The 18,298-nt window shown below is 63.4% G+C and carries 15 protein-coding genes and 1 riboswitch; of the genes, 9 read left to right on the top strand and 6 right to left on the bottom strand.

What is annotated here, in order from left to right:
* Positions 1–5: 5 nt before the first annotated feature.
* A riboswitch (cyclic di-GMP riboswitch) is annotated at positions 6–92 on the bottom strand.
* Positions 93–293: 201 nt separating this feature from the next.
* The 3 genes from VZC39_RS04250 to VZC39_RS04240 all read right to left on the bottom strand — a co-directional run bounded on the left by VZC39_RS04250 (position 294) and on the right by VZC39_RS04240 (position 7,339).
* Positions 294–3,773 carry a hybrid sensor histidine kinase/response regulator gene (locus VZC39_RS04250; RefSeq protein ID WP_434665981.1) on the bottom strand — a complete coding sequence of 1,160 codons (3,480 nt, stop codon included), beginning with the start codon at positions 3,771–3,773 and terminating at the stop codon, positions 294–296.
* Between the two features lie 66 nt (positions 3,774–3,839).
* Complete coding sequence (locus VZC39_RS04245) at positions 3,840–4,985, bottom strand: 3-phenylpropionate MFS transporter (RefSeq protein WP_434665979.1); 1,146 nt, start codon at positions 4,983–4,985, stop codon at positions 3,840–3,842.
* 260 nt (positions 4,986–5,245) lie between these two features.
* Complete coding sequence (locus VZC39_RS04240) at positions 5,246–7,339, bottom strand: TonB-dependent hemoglobin/transferrin/lactoferrin family receptor (RefSeq protein WP_434665976.1); 2,094 nt, start codon at positions 7,337–7,339, stop codon at positions 5,246–5,248.
* Between the two features lie 190 nt (positions 7,340–7,529).
* On the opposite strand from VZC39_RS04240, the gene VZC39_RS04235 reads away from it, so the two are divergent.
* The 3 genes from VZC39_RS04235 (at position 7,530) to VZC39_RS04225 (ending at position 9,658) form a co-directional block, all read left to right on the top strand.
* Positions 7,530–8,495, top strand: coding sequence for a ChaN family lipoprotein (locus VZC39_RS04235; RefSeq protein WP_434665974.1), 966 nt, complete (start codon positions 7,530–7,532; stop codon positions 8,493–8,495).
* 166 nt (positions 8,496–8,661) lie between these two features.
* The gene (locus VZC39_RS04230) at positions 8,662–9,210 is read left to right on the top strand and encodes a cysteine hydrolase family protein (protein WP_349921202.1); all 549 of its coding nucleotides are present in this window, start codon (positions 8,662–8,664) and stop codon (positions 9,208–9,210) included.
* Positions 9,211–9,250: 40 nt separating this feature from the next.
* Complete coding sequence (locus tag VZC39_RS04225; RefSeq protein WP_434665970.1) at positions 9,251–9,658, top strand: hypothetical protein; 408 nt, start codon at positions 9,251–9,253, stop codon at positions 9,656–9,658.
* A gap of 82 nt (positions 9,659–9,740) precedes the next feature.
* On the opposite strand, the gene hutZ is transcribed toward VZC39_RS04225, so the two are convergent.
* Positions 9,741–10,298: a heme utilization protein HutZ gene (gene hutZ / locus VZC39_RS04220; protein ID WP_434665967.1), complete on the bottom strand. Its 558-nt coding sequence runs from the start codon at positions 10,296–10,298 to the stop codon at positions 9,741–9,743.
* The gene (gene hutX, locus VZC39_RS04215; RefSeq protein WP_349921199.1) at positions 10,295–10,807 is read right to left on the bottom strand and encodes a heme utilization cystosolic carrier protein HutX; all 513 of its coding nucleotides are present in this window, start codon (positions 10,805–10,807) and stop codon (positions 10,295–10,297) included. Before hutX ends, hutZ begins: the two co-directional genes overlap by 4 nt.
* Before the next feature lie 164 nt (positions 10,808–10,971).
* Here hutX and VZC39_RS04210 point away from each other — a divergent pair, with 164 nt between their 5' ends.
* From VZC39_RS04210 to VZC39_RS04200, 3 genes are read left to right on the top strand one after another with little or no spacing between them, the layout of a single operon-like run.
* On the top strand, positions 10,972–11,820 hold the full coding sequence (locus tag VZC39_RS04210) for a heme/hemin ABC transporter substrate-binding protein (protein WP_349921198.1): 849 nt from the start codon (positions 10,972–10,974) through the stop codon (positions 11,818–11,820).
* Complete coding sequence (locus VZC39_RS04205) at positions 11,817–12,848, top strand: FecCD family ABC transporter permease (RefSeq protein ID WP_434665962.1); 1,032 nt, start codon at positions 11,817–11,819, stop codon at positions 12,846–12,848. The genes VZC39_RS04210 and VZC39_RS04205 overlap by 4 nt, the downstream gene beginning before the upstream one ends.
* Before the next feature lie 15 nt (positions 12,849–12,863).
* On the top strand, positions 12,864–13,658 hold the full coding sequence (locus VZC39_RS04200; protein WP_434665960.1) for a heme ABC transporter ATP-binding protein: 795 nt from the start codon (positions 12,864–12,866) through the stop codon (positions 13,656–13,658).
* 65 nt (positions 13,659–13,723) lie between these two features.
* Here VZC39_RS04200 and VZC39_RS04195 read toward each other — a convergent pair whose 3' ends face one another.
* Positions 13,724–14,332 (bottom strand): YitT family protein, encoded by a 609-nt coding sequence (locus VZC39_RS04195; protein WP_434665958.1) that lies wholly within the window; start codon positions 14,330–14,332, stop codon positions 13,724–13,726.
* A 296-nt stretch (positions 14,333–14,628) separates the two neighbouring features.
* On the opposite strand from VZC39_RS04195, the gene VZC39_RS04190 reads away from it, so the two are divergent.
* The 3 genes from VZC39_RS04190 to VZC39_RS04180 all read left to right on the top strand — a co-directional run bounded on the left by VZC39_RS04190 (position 14,629) and on the right by VZC39_RS04180 (position 18,277).
* Entirely contained in the window at positions 14,629–16,008 is a 1,380-nt protein-coding gene (locus VZC39_RS04190) for a UDP-glucose dehydrogenase family protein (RefSeq protein ID WP_434665955.1), read from the top strand.
* Entirely contained in the window at positions 16,005–17,003 is a 999-nt protein-coding gene (locus tag VZC39_RS04185) for an NAD-dependent epimerase (protein WP_434665953.1), read from the top strand. Before VZC39_RS04190 ends, VZC39_RS04185 begins: the two co-directional genes overlap by 4 nt.
* A 425-nt stretch (positions 17,004–17,428) precedes the next feature.
* A complete protein-coding gene (locus tag VZC39_RS04180; RefSeq protein WP_434665951.1) occupies positions 17,429–18,277 on the top strand; it encodes a lytic transglycosylase domain-containing protein in 849 nt (282 codons plus the stop codon).
* Positions 18,278–18,298: the final 21 nt, after the last annotated feature.

Here is an 18,298-nt window from a genome sequence, read left to right as displayed (position 1 = left end):
CAACCTGTGGTGGCCCCGCTATCTTAGGTACTCGGACCCTTAGACCGGAGGCTTTGCGTCCCGGGCTTTCACCCGGTTTGCCTTTTTGCACAACTTGATTTGCGACGAAAATAATCGCCGAGTGACTATAGATGAGGGAGATGGCCCCGCCACCTAGTAAATATGACAGTGGCAGGGACTCACTATTGACAGTTGGCTGCGATCACGCCGCCAAAAGATAACAACGTCGCCGATAGTCTGGATTGATAACCATTATCACCCTGTTCAATCAAAGATGGATTCTGTGAATGCAGTCACGCAATGGGTAGCAGCAGACTGTTCATCAGGGCCCTGAGCTTGAGGGGTTTGACCGGCTTGCTGATATAGCCATAACCGTGTTCACGGATCTGGGCCTGCAACTCGCTCTTGCGATCCGCACTGATGATGATGCCGTCGATGCCATTGCCATGGGCCAGCCGGATCATGTGCAGGGCCTGCAGCCCCGTCTTGCCGTCATCGAGGTGATAATCCGACAGCACCAGCCGCGGCAGGAAGCCACCGGCGATGAGATCCTCCGCCTGGGCCTGGCTCTGGGCACAGCGTACCTCGCAACCCCAACGCCCCAGCAGGGAAGCCATGGCGGTGAGGATATCCTCCTCGTTGTCGATGCAGAGGATCCTGACCCCCTCCAACTGGCTGTCCCGCACCACAGGAGCTGCCACCGGTTGTGGCTGCACGGGGCGAGCCGCAAGATTGAGGGTGATGGCAAACACCGAGCCCACATCCGGCCAGCTGCGCAGCGAGAGCTGATGGCCCAGCACCAGGGAGATGCCGCGGGCGATGGCGAGTCCGAGGCCGAGCCCCTGCTCGCGGGCGGTGCGGGAGTGATCGAGGCGGGAGAATTCGTCGAAGATGGTCTCCTGCTTGTCGTAGGGGATGCCGGGACCGTTGTCCCACACCTCGATGCGCACCTTGTTCCCGAGCCGGCGACAGCCGAGCAGCACCCGCCCCCCCGGGTTGTAGCGAAACGCATTGGTGAGGAAGTTTTGCAGCACCCGGCGCAGCAGGCGCACGTCGCTGTGAACCGCGAGCCCGCTCTCCACCACGGAGAACTGGATGTCCCCCGCCTGGGCCAGCACCCCGAACTCTGCCTTGAGGTTGTCGAACACGTCCCTCAGAGCGAAGTCCAGTTTCTTCGCCTTGAACTTGCCCGCTTCGAGCCGGGAGATGTCCAGCAGATCCGTGATGAGATCCTCGGTCGCCCCCAGAGCATCGTCGATGTGGCGGGCGATCCGGATCTGCTCTGCCCTCTGCTCCACTCCCTGCTCCCCCGGCAGCATCTCCAGCAGGGAGGAGGTGAACAGCTTGGCGGCATTGAGGGGTTGGGTGAGATCGTGGCTCACCGCCGCGAGGAAGCGGCTCTTGGAGTGATTGGCCCGCTCCACCTGCTGGTTCACCAGCAGCAGCTGGCTGTTGAGCGCCGACAGCTCGCGGGTACGCTCCGCCACCCGCGCCTCCAGGTGCTCATTCGCTTCCCGCAGCACCCGCTCCGCCGCCCGAAACGGGGTGATGTCGGTGAAGGTCATGACGAAGCCCCCCGCCGGCATGGGGTTGCCCTGCATCTCGATCACCCGGCCATCCGGCCGCTCCCGGGCCGAGACGTGGGGGCTGCCCCGCTGCATGAAGGCAACCCGGCGCGCCACATGGGCTTCAATTTCACCGGGGCCGCACAGCCCCTGCTCGGCGTTGTAGCGAATGATCTCCTCGATGGAACGCCCCACCTGGATGAGGCCGTGTGGATAGTGGAACAGCTCGATATAGCGCCGGTTCCAGGCCACCAGCTTGAGCTCCCTGTCCACCACCGAGATCCCCTGCCCCATGTGCTCGATGGCCCCCTGCAGCAGGCCCCGGTTGAAGCGAAACACGTCCGAGGCCTCGTCCACTATGGTGGCGATCTCCTCGAGCTGCATGTTGCGCCCCTGCAGGGCGGAGGCCAGTACCAGCCGCGCCGAGGAGGTACCGAACACCCCGGCCAGCAGCCGCTCCGTGTGGGCGATAAGTTCGGCAGAGGCCTGCATCTGGGGCGCCAGGGTACCGCCGTGTTCGCCGGCGAAACGGCCGAAGGCCCGCTTGACCCGGCTGGAGCCGACGAAGCGGGCCGCCAGCATCTCCAGCTCCTTGACCGAGACCCGCGCCTGATAGAGGGTCGCCTGATCCCGGCTCGGCTTGCCGACGAAGTTCGCCGCCTGCAATCGCTCGCTCACCGCCGCCCGCGACAGCAAGGACCCCGCCACATAGCCGATGAGGTTGAGCAGGAGGCTGATGAAGATGCACCAGGCCCCGAGGCTCAGCTCCCGGAATGCGGGCCAGTTGGGCGGCGCCAGCAGGGCCTCCAGGGGGGAGCCCGCCAGCAGGCCGCTTTCCGCCAGCAACGTCAGGAACCAGAGGCTGACCCCGAGGCCGAGGCCGAGATAGACCCCCTTGCGGTTGCCATGACGCCAATAGAGGCCGAGCAGCAGCGCCGGGGCAAACTGGGCCACGGCCCCGAACGACAGATAACCGATGCGGGAGAGGCTGGTGAGATCCCCGAGCCAGAGGTAGAGGGTCCAGGCCGCCAGCAGGATCAGCAGGATGACGCCGCGGCGCACCTGCAGCAGCAGTCGCATCAGCCGCTCATCCCGCCCCTGCTGCCAGAAGCGGCGCAGCAACACCGGCAGCACCAGATCGTTGCTGACCATGATGGCCAGGGCGATGGTGCAGACGATCACCATGCCGGTGGCCGCCGAAGTACCGCCGAGGAAGGCCAGCATCGCCATGCCGTCGAACCCCAGGGACATGGGCAGACTGATGACATAGGTGTCAGACCCCAGATCCGCCCCCACCCACTGCTTGCCCGCCAGGGCCAGAGGCCAGATGAAGAGCCCCATCAGGAACAGATAGAGCGGGAAGACCCAGCGCGCCCAGTGCAGATCCTGACCCTGGTTGTTCTCCACCACAGTCACATGGAACTGGCGCGGCAGGCAGATGACGGCGCACATGGCTACCAGCGTATAGATGGCGAGCTCCAGCAGGCTGCCCGGGGAGACATCCACCACGGCATCCATGAAGTCGCTGGCGACCAGAGAGCGGCTCTGGCTCGGCTCGCTGATGATGAGCCAGAGCGCGAAGCCCCCCACCGCCATGAAGGCGAGCAGCTTGACCAGGGACTCGAAGGCGATGGCCACCACCATGCCGCGATGGTGTTCGGTGGCATCCAGGTTGCGGGTGCCGAACAAAATGCTGAAGAGGGCGAGTATGAGAGTGACACCCAGAGCCAACTCCCCGGTATTGCCAGTGGGTCCTGCCGGCACCGAGTTCGCCATCAGCAGATCCAGCCCGGTGACGATCGCCTTGAGCTGCAACACCAGGTAGGGAAGTATCCCCATCACGGCGATCAGGGTGATCACCATGGCCAGTCGCTGGGACTTGCCGTAGCGGGCGGCGATGAAGTCGGCGATGGAGGTGATGTGCTCGCGCTTGGCCACCAGGATGAGGCGGGCCAGGAGCCGCCAGCCGAACAGGAACACCAGCATGGGGCCGAGGTAGATGGGGACGGGAGACCAGGGGGACTCGCTGGCCTGGCCCACGGTGCCGAAGAAGGTCCAGGAGGTGCAATAGACCGCGAGCGACAGGCTGTAGAGCAGGGGCTGCCCCTTGAGGCGGCGGCGCTTGCTCTTGTCCGCCACGAAGGCGATGAGGAACAGCAGGCCCAGATAGGCGAGCGACAACCCGATCAGCAACCATCCTTGGTGCATCTGCTCAGACTCCCTTGTCCAGATAGATGAGAGGCGCCACCCAGCCGCCGCGCCACGAAGTGACTATCATGGCTGGCTCCCGGCAGGGGTCACATCGCGCAGGCGCAACACGAACACCGGCAGCACCACCAATATCATGAGGTAGAAGATGCCGCCACCGAGGGGCTCGAACAGCACGCCGCAGAGGGTCATCAGCGCCGCCACCACCATGCCGAGGCCGAGGGCCGCATAGAGCCCCTGGGCCGGGATCATCTGCTCGGGAGGCAGTTGGCGGGTCATGAAGCGGATGGCGCCCAGGTGGCTGACGCAGAAGGTCACCGCGTGGAGCAACTGGCCGAGCACCAGTACACCGATCTCGCTGGAGGCGCCGAGCAGGGCCCAGCGCACCACGCAGCCGATGGCACCGATGAGAAACAGGCTCTGGGCACCGAAGCGCTGCAGGAAGCGCTTGTCGGCGGCGAACATGCAGATCTCCGCCACCACCCCCAGCGCCCAGAGGTAGCCGATGACGGTGCCGCTGTAGCCCTCGGCCTTCCAGTAGATGGCGCTGAAACCGTAGTAGGCGGCGTGACTGCCCTGCAGCAGGGCGGTGATGAGCAGGAAGCGCCGCACCGAGGCGGACTTCAGGGTCTCTCTCAGGGAGGCCCTGGCTCGCTCCCCCACCAACTCCTGTGGCGCGGGATGGAGGGGCAGCAGACTCAGCACCAGCATCAGCAGCAGGCCCGCCGCCATGGTGTGCAACACCCAGTCGCTACCGAAGTTGCCCACCAGGGCCCCCACCAGGGTCGAGGCGACGATGAAGGCGAAGGAGCCGCACAGCCGCACCTTGCCGTAGTCGAGGTGGGTCTGCACCACCATGCGGGTTGCCAGCGCCTCCCCCACCGGCATCAGGGTCGGATAGATGAAGTTTGCCACCAGGGTCAGCGCCACCAGCCACCAGAGATGGTGACTCAGATAGAATCCGAGGAAGGCCAGCAGACTCAAGAGGCAGAGCAGACGGATCAGCGGCAGCAGCTGCCCGGCCCCCTTGATCCGCCCCATGATCAGCAGATTGCCAGCAAAACGTATCGCCATGCCGGCACCGAGCAGCAGACCTATCTGTTCGGCGCTCACCCCTATCCCCTCCAGCCAGAGCGACCAGAACGGCAGGTAGGCGCCATAGACGAAATAGAAGGCCCCGAAGAAGAGGGCTAACCAGGAGAAGGCGGGCATAGAGACTCGGCAATGGCGCAAGGGGCATAGAGAATACCCCATCCTGGCCCAGGTATCCCCTGGGATCCGAGGGATAACCTCATCAATATCAACAAAATGGGGCCTTTGTCTCAACATCTTCAGCCAGGGATCGGCAGGCCATTTCATCGATGGGACCGGCAGACCGATTCCCGCGCCGTCAGCCCCGCCCTGTGCGAGCCTGAGCTCCGGGCATGAAAAAGGGGCCATCAGGCCCCTTTTCATTGTTGCGGTGTGCGCAATCAGAACACGTACTTGACGCGGGCGCTCAGGTTGCGACCCGGCTCGCTCAGGTGCTCGGTGCTGCTGCTCGCGGCCAGACCCGTCATGCTCTCGTAGGTGGTGTACTCCTTGTCGAACAAGTTGAATACACCGACGTTGAGCTGCAAATCCTGCAGGGGCTTGAACTGGGCGTAGAGGTCAACCACACCCCAGCCGGCGCTCTTGATGTAGTCGTTGCCACGGGCATCCTTGCGTACCTTGTCCATGTCATCGGCGAAGCGCAGGGCGGTGTTGATGTTCCAGGTCGGCTGTTCCAGACGCAGACCCACGCTGCCGTTGAGCGGGCTCAGGCTGTTGATGTAGTTGCCATCCCCGTCCTTGCCTTCGATGTAGGCTAGGTTACCCCAGACGTTGACCAGATCGTTCAACCAGTAATCCGCCTTGGCCTCGACCCCCTTGGTGGTGGCCTTGTCCAGGTTCTGGTACTCGTAAACAGCGGTGCGGCCTTCGGTGCCGACCTGAGCCAGCTCGATGAAGTCGTCAAACTTGTTGTAGAAGGTGGCCACTTCGTAGCTGAAGCCGCCGGCGCTGCCACGCACACCCAGATCGATGCCGTCACTGCTCTCGGACTTCAGATCCGGGTTCGGCTCGATGCGGTAGCCGTATGCCTGGTGGTTCAGGGTGGAGAAGGCGTTGTCATACATGGGCGCCTTGAAGCCGTGGCTGTACTGGGCGAACAGGTTGGCCGCCTCGTGTGCCTTGAACACCAGACCCAGCTTGGGTGAGAACTCCCCTTCGGAGACCTTCTGCAGCTTGTCGCCGGTGTAGGCCGGATCTTCGTCCGGGGTCATCTTGTAGTAGTCGTAACGCATGCCCGGGGTCAGCACCCAGCGCTCGCCGAACTTGATCTCGTCAAAGGCCCAGATGGCGCTGCGCTCGCTGGTGGTGGACGGGAAGCTCAGCTCGCTGTAGCCGACGAAGTCACCCGGCACGGTCGGGGCCTTGAAGCGGGTACGCTCGTTGTCGGTGTGCTCATACTCCACACCCCAGGCCAGACGCTGGTTGTCGAGGGCCTTGCTGAACTTCACCTGGGCACCCAGGCTCTCCTGCTCGAAGCCGTTGTGATCCAGGGAGTTCTTGGTCACATAGGGGTTGCGCGGGTTGACCGGGTACTTGGAGGAAGCGTACTGATCCAGGGTCTGCTTGGTGCGGGCATAGTAGACCTTGCTGTCGATGCGATCGGCCCAGCCAGCGTTCAGGGCTATGCCGTGATCCAGCACCACGGAGACGTTGTCGGTGTCCTTGTCGGTGATCGGCTGGTTGAAGACGGAGCTCGTCTTGCTCAGGTCGATGGCATCCGGATCCTGGCCTTCGGTGAAATAGTCGACGGTCAGCTTCAGGAACTGATCCTCGCTGAAGTTCCACTTGCTCTTGAACAGCACGGCCTGGCTGACGATGTCGAACTCGTCCTTGTCGCCATCGTAGTTCTGGGTCACACCGCCATCGCGCCAGGTGTAGCGCAGCAGGTTCTCGAAGTCGCCGGTGCGCAGGGCGCCGGTGAAGCCCGCCATGTTCTGGTGGCTGCTGGAGGCGTAGCCGGTGGTCGCATCCAGATAGCTGTCACGACCCTTGAGGAAGTCTTCCGCATCCTTGGTGGTGATGGCGATGACGCCACCCAGGGCATCGGAACCGTAAGCGGCGGAAGCCGGCCCCTTGGCCACTTCAATCTGCTTGATCATGTCGGTGTCGAAATAGGTCTGACCAACACCGCCGTTCTTGTAGGCATCGTTCTGGCGCACGCCATCCTGCACGACCTTGACCCGGTTTTCGCTCATGCCGCGAATGGTGAAGGTCTGGGCATCGCCCGCGCCGCCCTGCACGCTCACGCCTGGCTCGTAGCGGAACAGGTCGGCCGCGTTGGTGACGACCTGCTCTTCGATCTGCTCAGAGGTGATGACGGCGATGGGAGCGGAGACATCTTCCAGCTTCTGCTCCATCCGGGAGCCACTGACGACCATGACTTCATCAGCTTTCTTGTCTGCGGCGAAAGCGGGGGAAACCAGGCCAGCCGCCACGGCGAGGGCAATCAATGATGGGGTGTTGTTGTGCGCCACTGCAAAATCCTTATTGAGAATTATTATCAAGCAGAAGGCATATTACTCAGCTATCAATAAAGATCAATAATAAAGTGAATCATTCTCATTTTCTTTTGTCCAAGTTCGGTTTTACACTAACGCCCTCTGTTTTCTCTTGCTCGCCATACGGTTATCGTCTGGTGCTGCGCCTCTGCCTTTGTGAGATACCATGATCCGACGATTGCCCCTGCTCGCCCTGCCCCTGCTGCTGGCCGCCTGTGCCACTCCCCCGCAGGCGCCCGCGCCCCACACCCTCTATCACTATCAGCTCAGCGAAGGGCAGAGCGATGCGTCCCTCAGCCTCTCCCAGGCGCTGGACAGGGTGGTCGATGCCGACATCGTGCTGGTGGGGGAATTGCACAGCCACCCGGCCGTACACCTGATGCAGGCGCGCCTGCTGGCGGGACTGGCCGAGCGCTCCCGGGTCGATGGCCGGGGACTGGCGCTCTCCATGGAGCAGTTCACCCGGGCCGATCAGGTCACCCTGGATGCCTATCTGGCCGGCCGCATCGGCGAGTCAGCGCTGATCCGTGAGGGCCACGCCTGGCCCAACTACCCGAGCGACTATCGCCCCCTGGTAGAATTTGCCAAGGCGCAGCACCTGCCCGTCATCGCCGCCAACGCCCCCAAGCCGCTGGTGAGCTGCGTCGGCCAGGAAGGGCCCCAGTGGCTGGATAAGCTGCCCGCCAGCCGTCGCAGCCAGCTGGCCCAGACCCTCACCCTGGGTGACGATGGCTACCGCCAGAAGTTCATGGCCTCCATGCACCACGGGGACGCCGACAGCAACGCCCGCCGCTTCGCCGCCCAGACCAGCTGGGACGACACCATGGCCGAGAGCATGGTCAACTACCTCGCCAAGCACCCGGGCCAGCGCATCATGCACATCGCGGGCAACTTCCATGTGGAAGGGGGGCTCGGCATCGCCAGCCGCATCGCCAGCCGCAACCCGGCCCTCAAGGTGGCCCTGATCGTGCCGCAAACCGATGACAAGGCCCCCGCCGGACGCGCGGCCGATGTCAGGGTTCGCATCGCGCCACTGCCGGAACGCTGGCTAAATGCCGATGAAATGAAGCAAGATATGGGCGCACTGCATCAATCCCGCAGTCGTGACTGCAGCCAATGGCTGCAACCCTGATAACCAGTCAGGAACCTGCCCGCCGCCCGGGGCGACACGCCCATGGCCAAGAGGCTGAATCGCATAAAACCTCATTTTCATGCTGATAAATGATGGTTTTATGGTGATATATGTGGCTTATCAGCACAGTAGTGGCGCAATGGCGGGCGGGTTCTGAGGAACCCATATGGACGTGTTACTGATCATCGACATGCAGCAGGGGTTGTTCGAGCAGCCCCGTCATCAGGACGCTCAGGTCATCGCCAACGTCAACCGGTTGGCAGACCATGTGCGGGCCCAGGCGGGGCGTGTCATCTATGTGCAGCACGAGGAGCCGGGCTCCGAACTCGAACTCCACAGCCCCGGCTGGCAGCTCCATGCCGATCTGACCCCGGCCGCGGGGGAGAGCCGGGTGCGCAAGAGTGCCTGTGACAGCTTCCTCGGGACCGAACTCGGCTTCCTGCTGGCGGAACAGGCGGTGGACAGGCTGCTCATCTGCGGCTGTGCCACCGATTTTTGCGTCGATACCACCCTGCGCAGTGCCGCCGGCAAGGGCTTCGAGGTGACTGTGCTCACCGACGCCCACACCACGGCAGACAGGCCCCATCTCAGTGCGGAGCAGATCATCGAGCACCACCACTGGATGTGGCGTCACCTCAGCCTGCCAGAAGGCAGAAGCGTGACCCTGCTCACCACGGATGCGCTGCTGGCGCCTCCCCAGGCGGTGCCGGCGTGATAAGCTGCGCCCCTGTCCCCCTTCCCTGATGGAGTCTTTCGTGCGTCTATTGCCTGCCGCCCTCTGCGTGCTGCTGTTGCCGGCACTCACCGCTTGCGCCGGTCTGACGGGTTCGACCCAGGATGGCCCGCCCCCCCTGTTTCGCACCCATATCAACGAGGAGGGGAGCAAGCGCTTCACCTTCGAGGCCGCCCCCCTCGACGTTCTGCCGAGCCGCCTGCAAGACGATGATGACAGCCGTCTCAGCCGCAATAATCGCAGCCTGCTGGAACGACGCCAGGCCTTGCAGGATGAGCAGCTGACCCAGACCCTGGACGAGCGCAAATACTGCCACAGCGGCTACATAGTGCTGAGCCAGACCTCCTGGAAGATCCGGGGCGAGTGCAACGAGACCGCCACCCAGGCCGATCGCAGCGCCTTCCCCAACCGGGACTCCTGGCAGGACTGAGCGGATGGCAACGCCGTTGTCACAAAGCGCATAACAAAACGGGCAGCCCAGGCTGCCCGTTGTTCATCTCGGTGAGACCCCATCAGACCGGGGCGTCTGTCTCTCTGGTCAACTCGGCACCGTTGTCGATGCGCTTGTGGCCCTCGACCAGATGCACGAAGTCCACCAGCTCGTCGCCGGAGACCCGGAACGCCTGGCCGAAGCCCTTGACGAACAGGCCCTGCTCGGGCTTGAGACGGAACAGGACGAAGTCCTTCAGGTTGGAGAGCCCTTTGACTATCTCCCCGAAACGCCCTTCCAGGGCGGCGACGGCTTTTTCCCAGCGCACGTCATCCCGGGCGACCACTTCGGCGACCGCATCGAAGGTCAGGCGCTTGCGGGCGAACAGTTCGCGGGCACCGGTCTCGTCCTCGATCAGCATCAGGGACACCTTGGGCACCTGTTGCAGATTGCGAGCGTGACGGGCGATCTCGGAGATCAGCACATAGTAGCCATCTTCCTGCAGCACGAAGGGAGCGTAGCTGGCGTTGGGATTGCCTTCGGCATCCACGGTCGCGAGCTGCAGGGTGCGGCAACCGTCACGAAACTCGCGGATCTCCGGTTGCAGGCGGTTCTGCAGACGTTCCTGACGTTCACTCATGCTTTCACTTCCTCTTGATACTGACGGCGCAGGGCCATGAAACGCTCTACCTGCTCGGGCAGCAGCTGACGCTGCTCGTCGCGACCCAGATAGACCTTGAAAATGCAGCGACCGCTGTGGCCGAAGAACTGGAAGGAGTGCCCTTCCTTGCCCATGAACAGCTTGCTGACCAGGGCGATGCCCACCACATTGTCGAGCTTGAGGTGACCGTGCATCTCGCCGTCACGGCCCATCAGGTTGTAGTAGCCGCGGGCGCTCTTGCCTTTCGGGAAGGAAGCCTTCACCTCGAAGATGGAACCATCCGACTCGACGATGGTGGTCACCGGGCCCCAGCTGGCCAGGTCCGCCAGCAAGGCTTCCGCCTGCTCGCCCGGGACCAGCGTCATCAGTTCGGCAGGCAGATGGCGTACCACCTCCCACTCGCTGACCGCCAGCTGGCTGGCGATGCTGGAAGGATGGGCGCTGGGATCCTGCTCCAGCAGCTCATGAATGCGTTGTGCGATGCTCATCGGTTCTCCTGATCTGGCTATCTCGCTCAGTCTAGCGGCGGATACTGTAATAAAGCGGCCCTCGCAACGCAATTGATAATCGCTACTATTATCAGTGCAATTTCATGGCGGGATTGCTATTCTCGGCGGCAATCCCACACTACATTCACCCTTCGGAGGTTCGCATGGGCCGTCGTTTTGCCCTCGCACTCAGCCTGCTCGGCTGCGCCACTCTTTCCCTGTCTACCCTGCCTGCGATGGCACAAGAACGCATCGTCAGCGTCGGCCCGGCCACCACCGAACTCATTCTGGCCCTGGGCGGCGAGTCCAGCATCATCGCCACCGACGTGAGCAGCCCCGAACCCAAGAGCCTGCCCAAGGTTGGCTACCACCGAGCCCTGGCCGCCGAGGGGATCCTGAGCCTCTCCCCCACCCGGGTGGTGGGCAGTGACGAGATGGGCCCGAACGCCACCCTGGAACAGTTGCGCCGCGCCGGCGTCAAGGTCGACGTCATGGCCACGGCCCCGACCCTCGCCAATCTGAACGAGCGTATCGACACCCTGTCCCAGCTGCTCGGCAACCCGGCCGCGGGCACCAAGCTGAAAGCCGACATTGCCAGCCAGAGTGACAAGCTGGCGGCCCAGGCCAAGCAGAACAAGCCCCTCAAGGTCGCCTTCCTGTTGCTGCACAAAGGCCAGCCCACCAGCATCGCCGGTGGCAACACCACTGCCAGCGCCCTGATCACCCTGGCCGGCGGCGTCAACCCGGTAGCCCAGCTGCACGACTACAAGCCCGTCTCCACCGAGGCCCTCATCGAGATGCAGCCGGATCTGGTACTGGTAAGTGGCCGTGACTGGCAGCAATATCAGAACGTCGACAGCGTGCTGAGCCAGGTGCCGGCTCTGACCGCGACCCCGGCGGGCAAGAACAAAGCCATCCATGCCATCGACGGTCACGCCCTGCAAGGGGGTCTCAGCCTGCGCTCCCTGCAGCAGGCCAACCAGATAGCCCAGTGGATCCAGCAGGGTTCATGATGCGTCTGCCCCTGCCCTGGCTGCTCGCCCTCACCGGCGGTGCCCTGGCACTGCTGTTGGTCGGATCCCTGGCAACCGGCCCCATGTCCCTGACTCTCGGCGAGAGCCTGCAGGCCCTGTTTGCCGGCAAGGAGAGCGGGATAGAAGCCCACAAGCTGCTGATAATCCAAGAGATCCGCCTGCCACGCACCCTGCTGTGCATCGCCGTGGGGGGCATACTCGGTCTCTGCGGCGCCGTCATGCAGGGGCTGTTTCGCAACCCCCTCGCCGATCCCGGTATCATAGGGGTCTCCGGCGGGGCGGCACTGGGGGCGGCACTCGCCATCGTGCTGCTGGCCCCCCTGGGCCAGCAGTTGCAGGCCCTGCTCGGCCTCGGTCTGCTGCCCCTGCTCGCCTTCCTCGGCGGTGCCCTGACGACCACCCTGGTCTATCTGCTGGGCACCCGTGAAGGGGGTACCTCGGTCACCATCATGCTGCTGGCCGGGGTCGCCATCACGGCCCTCTCTGGCGCGGTGATTGGCCTGCTCACTTATCTGGCCGACGATCAGATGCTGCGCAACCTCAGCCTGTGGCAGATGGGGTCTCTCGCCGCCGGCAAACCCATGGATGTGGCCCTGGCCCTGGCGACGCTGGTCATACTGTTGCTGCTATTCGTGCGCGATGCCAATCCCCTCAACGCCCTGCTGCTGGGAGAAGGTGAGGCACGTCATCTGGGGGTCAACGTGCAATCCCTCAAGCGTCGCCTCATCCTGCTCACCGCCGCCGGCGTCGGGGTCGCCGTCGCCGTCGCGGGCATGATTGGCTTCGTCGGCCTGGTGGTCCCCCATCTGGTGCGACTGCTGGCCGGCCCCAACCACGTGCGCCTGCTGCCCCTCTCCGCCCTGCTGGGGGCCGCTTTGCTGCTCGGGGCCGACATGCTGGCCCGCACACTGCTGGCCCCTGCCGAGCTGCCAGTGGGTATCATCACGGCCCTGCTCGGCGCGCCCTTCTTCATCTGGCTCTTGGTCAAGAGCCGCCGGACGCTGTAACAGGAGATCGTCATCTTGCCCGGATCCGCCCCTTCACCCCTGCTGGATTGTCAGGATATCTGCCTCAGCCGGGGTGGCCGCCTCATCCTCGACAGGCTCAGCCTCACCCTGCAATCGGGAACCCTGACCGCCCTGCTCGGCCCGAACGGTGCGGGCAAGAGTTCGCTGCTCAAGTGCCTGACCGGGGAGCTGGAGTACGACGGCGCCATCTCCCTGTTTGGTCGGGAACGCCAGGCCTGGGGCAGCACGGCGCTGGCCCACAGGGTCGGTGTGCTGCCCCAGAGTTCGTCCCTCAACTTCCCCTTTCTCTGTGAAGAGGTGGTGGCCATGGGCCGCCTGCCTCATACCGAACCGGGCAGCCGCCGGGACGAGATAGTCAAGGCCGCCATGACCCACGCCGGAGTCGAACACCTGGCGGGTCGTCTCTACCCCGGCCTGTCGGGCGGGGAGCGCCAGCGGGTGCAGTTTGCCAGGGTGCTGGCCCAGATCTGGCAAGCTCCCGACGAACCCCAGGAGCCCCGGCTCCTGTTGCTGGACGAGCCCACCTCGGCGCTCGATCTCAAGTATCAGCATCAGCTGCTAACCATGGCCCGCGCCCTCGCCGGTCGCCATACCGCCGTCCTGGTGGTGCTGCACGATCTCAACCTCGCGGCGCGCTACGCCGATCGGCTGGTGATGCTGGAACAGGGACGGTTGATGGCGGATGGCGCCCCCGCCGAGGTGCTCACGCCGGAGCTTATCGCCCGGTTGTATGGCTATCCGGCCCAGGTGCTGCATCACCCCGATACCGGCCTGCCCATGGTGGTGTAGCCGCCGCTGTTCATCGCAGACAAGAAGAGCGCCATCGGGCGCTCTTCTTGTTTTTGGCTATCCATTCAGGCTATCTGGTAGCGCCCCGGCTTGTGGTTGAGTGTCAACACCAGGTTACAGAGGATGGCCGCCACCACGGAGAGGGCCAGCAGCCAGGGGGAGACCACGAAGAAGGAGGCGATGACGATGGCGCAATCCAGCCCCATTTGCAGCTTGCCAGCGCGGATGCCGAACTTGTCCTGAATGAAGAGTGCCAGGATGTTGAAGCCCCCCAGGCTCGACTTGTGGCGAAACATGATGAGCAGCCCCATGCCGATCAGGGTGCCACCGATGAGGGCCGCATAGACGGGCTCGATCTTGCCGATCTGCAGCACGGCGTTGAGGTGATCCGTCATGAAGGAGACGGTTGCCACCGATGCGAAGGTGTTGAGGGTGAAGCGCGGTCCCATCCTGAGCCAGGCCAGGGCGTAAAAAGGCAGGTTCATGGTGAAGAACAGCAGGCCGAAGCTCAGGCCCGTCACCTGCTGCAACAGGAGCGCGAGACCGGCGGTGCCACCGGTGAGCAGACCCACCTGATGAAACAGAAAGATACCGAGGGAGATGAAGCCTGCCGCGGTCAGCAGGGCAAGCACATCCTCATAGACCGGATGCGCCGAGCGGGGTTTGTTGTCCATAACCAAAGTCCATAGCGAAGTAAAAGAGTGTGGGTTGCCCCTTGGGGGCGCGAGCCCGGTGTGCCGGGCTTCGTTATGGGGACAGTGTCCGATTTGAGTGAGCCGGATCACAATAGCGTCATCGAATGCGCCAAAATGGTGCGCGTCAGGGATGCGTTACAACCCTTGCACCAAAATATCTCACTGGATCCTTTCCCAGGCTGCAGCCTCACTGAAAAACCGGACGGTTTCCGCTGCTCGTCACGCCGAATCATTCTAAAATGCCTCCCTTTCAACTGCCTGTGGAGCAACAAAGGATGAGGGTCACCCTCTTCGGGATTGGGTATGTGGGTCTGGTGCAGGCCGCCGTGCTGGCCGAGATGGGCCATCAGGTCACCTGCGTGGACGTGGATGCCGCCAAGATAGCGCGCCTGAAAGAGGGCATCATCCCCATTTTCGAACCCGGCCTCTCACCCATGGTTCAGGCCAATCATCAGGCAGGTCGCCTGCATTTCACCACGGACGTGGTAAAAGGCGTGGACTTTGCCGAGCTCATCTTCATCGCGGTGGGCACTCCGCCCGGTGAAGACGGCAGCGCCGATCTGCAACAGGTGCTGAGGGTGGCCGGTACCATAGGCCGCCTGATGCAGGCTGGCAAGGTGGTCGTCAACAAGAGCACGGTGCCGGTCGGTACGGCCCACCGGGTGCGCCGGCACATCGAGGCCGCCCTCACCGAGCGTGGCGTTCACTTCCCCCTGGCGGTGGTGTCCAATCCGGAGTTTCTCAAAGAAGGCGCCGCCGTTGCCGACTGTCTGCGGCCGGATCGCATCATCATCGGCACGGATTCCGCCCACGCCATGTCGTTGCTGGAGGAGCTCTACGCCCCCTTCAACCGCAATCACAGGCGCATCATCCAAATGGACGCGCGCAGCGCCGAGCTGACCAAGTACGCCGCCAACGCCATGCTGGCGACAAAAATCTCCTTCATGAACGAGATGGCGGGACTGGCGGAGCGGCTCGGGGCCGACATAGAGGCGGTGCGCAAGGGCATAGGTGCGGATCCACGCATCGGCTACCACTTCATCTATCCGGGCTGCGGCTACGGCGGCTCCTGCTTCCCCAAGGATGTGAGAGCACTGATCCACACCGCAGCCGAGATGGGCTGTGACACGTCCCTGCTACGCTCGGTGGAGCGGGTCAACGATCGTCAGAAACACAGACTCATCGAGTTGTTGCACCAGCACTTTGGTGCCGATCTGACGGGGCACACCTTCGCCCTCTGGGGGCTCGCCTTCAAGCCCAATACCGACGACATGCGAGAGGCACCGAGCCGAGTATTGATGGAGGCCATCTGGGCCGGTGGCGGCAAGGTGCAGGCGTTCGACCCCCAGGCCATGAACGAGGCGCAGCGCCTCTATGACCTGCGGGACGAGCTGACCTTGTGCGGCACCCAGGAGGCTGCCCTCAAGGGTGCCGACGCCCTGTTCATCTGCACCGAGTGGCAGCAGTTCCGCGCCCCCGATTTCGAGCTGATCCAGCGCACCCTGAAGCAAGCCGTCATCTTCGACGGACGCAACCTCTATGACCCGGCCCGCCTTCGCCAGCGCGGCTTTACCTACTACGCCATCGGCCGCGGCCACCATGTGCAACCAGCGGCTAGGCAGGAACCAGAGCCCCGATTGGAGGCTACGCAATGAAGTACCTGATCACTGGCGCCGCCGGTTTTATCGGCTTCCATGTGGTCAAGCGGCTTTGCGCCGACTGTCATCAGGTGGTCGGCATCGACAACCTGAATGACTACTACGCGGTGAGCCTGAAAGAGGCACGCCTCACGCGCCTCCTTCCCCTTCCCGGCTTTCGCTTCGAACGTATCGATCTTGCGGACAGATTGGCCATCGCCGACCTCTTTGCCCGGGAGCGATTCGATCGGGTGATCCACCTCGGTGCCCAGGCGGGGGTACGCTATTCGCTGGACAATCCCTTTGCCTACGCCGACAGCAACCTCACCGGCACCCTCACCGTGCTGGAGGGGTGCCGCCAACACGAGGTCGGCCACCTCATCTATGCCTCCTCGAGCTCCGTCTACGGTCTCAATGAGCAGATGCCGTTCAAGACCTCGGACGGGGTGGATCATCCGGTCTCCCTCTATGCGGCGAGCAAGAAGGCCAACGAGCTGATGGCCCACTCCTACTCCCACCTCTACGGCCTGCCCACCACGGGGCTGCGCTTTTTCACCGTCTACGGCCCCTGGGGGCGCCCCGACATGGCCCTGTTCAAGTTCGTGCGCGCCATCCTCAACGATGAGCCCATCGACATCTACAACCAGGGTCAGCTCAGCCGGGACTTCACCCATATCGACGACATCGTCGAGGGGATAGTGCGCGTCGCCGATCGCCCTCCCCAGGCGAACCCGGCCTGGCGCGGGCAGACGGAGTCCAGCTCGGCCCCTTACCGGTTGCTGAACATCGGCAACGGCAACCCGGTGCGACTGCTGGACTTCGTAGAGGCCATCGAATCGGCCCTCGGCAAACCCGCCATCCGCAATCTGCTGCCCATGCAGCCGGGGGATGTGCTCGCCACCTGGGCCGACACCGAAACCCTGTTCGAGGTGACGGGCTATCGGCCCCGGGTCGGATTGAGAGAAGGGGTAGAGAGTTTCGTCCATTGGTACAGGGCGTACCACGGGGTCTGACACTCCACAGTCCTGCTTGTGCAAGAAGGGGGCAAATGGTTCTGCGCATCCTTGGGGGGTAACACCACGGTTGTCGCAACTGAAGCGTTCATCCATGTTGCCCCTTTGGCTCAACGTGGGAGGTCGCCATGAGCATGAGGATGGAAGAGCGTTAAATCATATCAATACAATGCGTTGAATTATATTCCCCACTGTCGGCCGCCAGCGACGGGAGAGAGATAGCTGTGGCGAGTCTCAACGTCCTTCCTACCCGGTAGCCAGCCCCCCTTCTTTGACCTTCCCTCCAATGTTTTGCTCCACTAGCCAAAGGTTCCAGACCGTTTTCATCTTTCTCAAGCCAGCACAGAACCACATGTTCCAACGCTTGGCTGGCAACCCGCCCATCCAGAACCTATATCTTGCGGATACGAAATGAGGTATCCATCATGCAGAGACTCTGCACTTGGGGCTGGGGACTCTTGCTCCTGCTGGCCAGCACATCGACCCACGCCGACACCTTTCGCCAGGCTCCCAAGGCGATGAATGCCCTGCGCCAGGGGGCTGCCATGGAGCGCAGCAATCCGAGGCAGGCCATCGCCCACTACTGCACCGCCGCCAGCCTCGGCAATCCAGAAGCCTATTTTCGCATCGGCCGCCTGCTGGCTCGTGGTCCACAGGGGATCCGCAGCGCCCGTCAGGCCAATACCTATCTCGCCATGGCTATGCGCCTGGGCAACCAGCAGGCAGCCCGCTATTACAACGAACGGGTGGGCAATGCCCCGCTCGGCACCTGCGGTGTCGGTGGCGGCTCGGGCGGCGCACCCTGGGTACGCCCCGGCGTCCCCTTCGATCAGGATGGCTATCTGACCCGCCAGTCCATGAGCAAGCAGAAACTCGCCGGCATGATCCGGCAGGCCGCCAAGCGCCACCGGGTCGATCCCCAGCTGGCACTGGCCATCGCCATCGCCGAGTCCAATCTCAACAGCCTCGCCGTCTCCCCCAAACAGGCGCAAGGGGTGATGCAACTCATCCCCGAGACCCAAGCCAGGTTCGGCGTGACGCGCCCGTTCGATGCGGAGCAGAACATCCGGGGCGCCATGATCTATCTGAAATGGCTGGAGAAGCAGTTCGGCCCCGACTGGATCAGGATCAGCGCCGCCTATAACGCCGGTGAGCAGGCCGTGGTCCGCTATGGAGGTGTGCCCCCCTATCAGGAAACCCAGGAATACGTGCAGCGAGTGCTCTACTACTCGGGGCAGGATCAGCCCAAGAAAACCAAGGCATCGGTACGCTGACGCTCACCACCGGTTGATGGC

Source organism: Aeromonas sp. NJAU223, assembly GCF_051125555.1.
GTDB classification, from domain to species: domain Bacteria; phylum Pseudomonadota; class Gammaproteobacteria; order Enterobacterales; family Aeromonadaceae; genus Aeromonas; species Aeromonas veronii_G.
This window is presented reverse-complemented; position numbering and strand designations above follow the sequence as displayed.